This is a genomic window from Brevundimonas sp. CURTG3B2_SDJG, from assembly GCF_057364705.1.
Map to the genome: position 1 here is coordinate 1 of NZ_JBNFOJ010000431.1, position 1757 is coordinate 1757.

The 1757-nt window shown below is 73.1% G+C and carries 1 protein-coding gene; it reads right to left on the reverse strand.

Features of this window, described 5'->3' with window-relative positions:
* Window positions 1-90: 90 nt before the first annotated feature.
* Entirely contained in the window at window positions 91-1530 is a 1440-nt protein-coding gene (gene hisB, locus AC2W7C_RS17475) for an imidazoleglycerol-phosphate dehydratase HisB (protein ID WP_486002506.1), read from the reverse strand.
* Window positions 1531-1757: the final 227 nt, after the last annotated feature.

Below are 1757 nucleotides of genomic sequence, written 5' to 3' on the forward strand. Positions count from 1 at the left end.
GGTGGAGGGCGTCGAAGCGAGCGCGGTCCAACACCCCTCCACCGCTTCGCGGTCCCCCTCCCCCGTTGGGGGAGGAATTGACGAGGCTCATCACAACACCCCCTTAGTGCTGGGCACGGCGTCGCCCTCGATCCGGATCGCCTGGCGCAGCGCCCGTCCGAAGGCCTTGTAGACAGCCTCGGTCTTGTGGTGGTCGTCATCGCCGGTCACCGAGACGTGGATCGCCGCGCCCAGGTGCTCGGCCAGCGACCGGAACACATGGGCCGTCAGATCGGTGCGGTAGTCGCCGAGGAAAGGCGTCGCAAAGGTCCCCTCGAAAACCGGATAGGGCCGCCCCGACAGGTCGATCGACACCTTGGCTTCCGCCTCGTCCATCGGCAGGACGAAGCCGTAGCGCGCGATCCCCCGGCGCTCGCCCAACGCCTGCTTCAGCGCCTGGCCCAGGGCGATGGCCGAATCCTCGATCGTGTGGTGCGGATCGGTGTGCAGGTCGCCCTCGCAGGCCAGCCGCAGCGAGAAGCCGCCGTGCGCCGCCACCTGCTCCAGCATGTGGTCGAAGAAACCCACGCCCGTCCGGATCGACACCGGGCTGGTCGCGTCCAGGTCGACGGCGCAGACGATCCGCGTCTCCCTGGTGTCGCGCACCGCCTCGCCGGTCCGGTTCGGACGGCTGGAGGCGGGGGCCAGGTCCAGGGCGGCCAGCAGGCGGTCGTTGATCTCCGCCTTGGCCGACACCGGCAGGCGGACCCTTTCGCCGTCGCGCTCCGCCGCCACGCCGTAGCCCATGAGCGCCCGCGCCACGGCCTCGGGCTCCGCCGGCCGGGCGATCAGCACGGGTCCGGCGCCCGGTTCGATCCGCATCTCGCGCGACAGCGCCTTGGCCAGCCTGTCCCGCTCCCGACGCACCGCGGCGAGGCGTTCCTTCGTCTCGATCAGCCGCGACGGATCCAGCGCCTGCAACGCCAGCTGCACCGAGATCTCGGGCAGGGCGTAGGGCTCCATCACCGCCGCCAGCCGGGCCAGCGTCTCCGGCTGGGCCACGGCGGCGCCGATGCGAGCTCCCGCCAGGCCGTAAGCCAGCGACAGGCTGCGCAGCACCACCAGATTGGCGTGCGCCTCGATCACGCCGACGGCCGACGGCGCGTCGGCGAACTCGATCATTCCCTCGTCCACCACGAGCAGGGCCGGGGCGACCCGGCCGGCCATCTCGGCCACCGCCTCGGGCGAGCCGAGGGCGCGCACGATCACCGCCAGGGTCCCGGCTCCAGCGATCGGGCGGCGATAAAGACTCTCCAGGGCGCGATAGGGCTCGGCGTCGGGCGCCTCGACCCGCTGGCCCTCCAGCGCGGCCAGGCGGAACACCAGCTCCAGCCCGTGGGTCAGGCCCCGGACCGGCAGCACCCGGTCCGCCGCCACGCCGTAGACCTCGCCCAGCCGGGCGGCCAGGGCGGCGGGCTTCGCCGGATAGCGGTCCAGGCCGTCGCCGCCCGCGACGAGGGGCGGGAAGGGCGCGGGAAGATTGGTGATCATCGGCGTTCCTCCCCCGGCGGGGGAGGGGGACCGCGAAGCGGTGAAGGGGCGTCAGCCCCGCGCTCGGTGTAAAGCTCCTCGACCATGCTTCGCATGGTCCCCCTCCCCTGAAGGGGAGGAACTGCAGCGTCGCCCTCATCGTCCGCTCCTCAGGTCCGCGGCCCGCGCGTGCGCCTCCAGCCCCTCCATCCCGCGCCAAGCGGGCGGCGACCGGGGCCAGGCCGGCG

Bases quoted from the DNA above. Each gene is read 5' to 3' on its own strand.
- hisB (WP_486002506.1), bottom strand. From the start codon at position 1,530: ATGATCACCAATCTTCCCGCGCCCTTCCCGCCCCTCGTCGCGGGCGGC.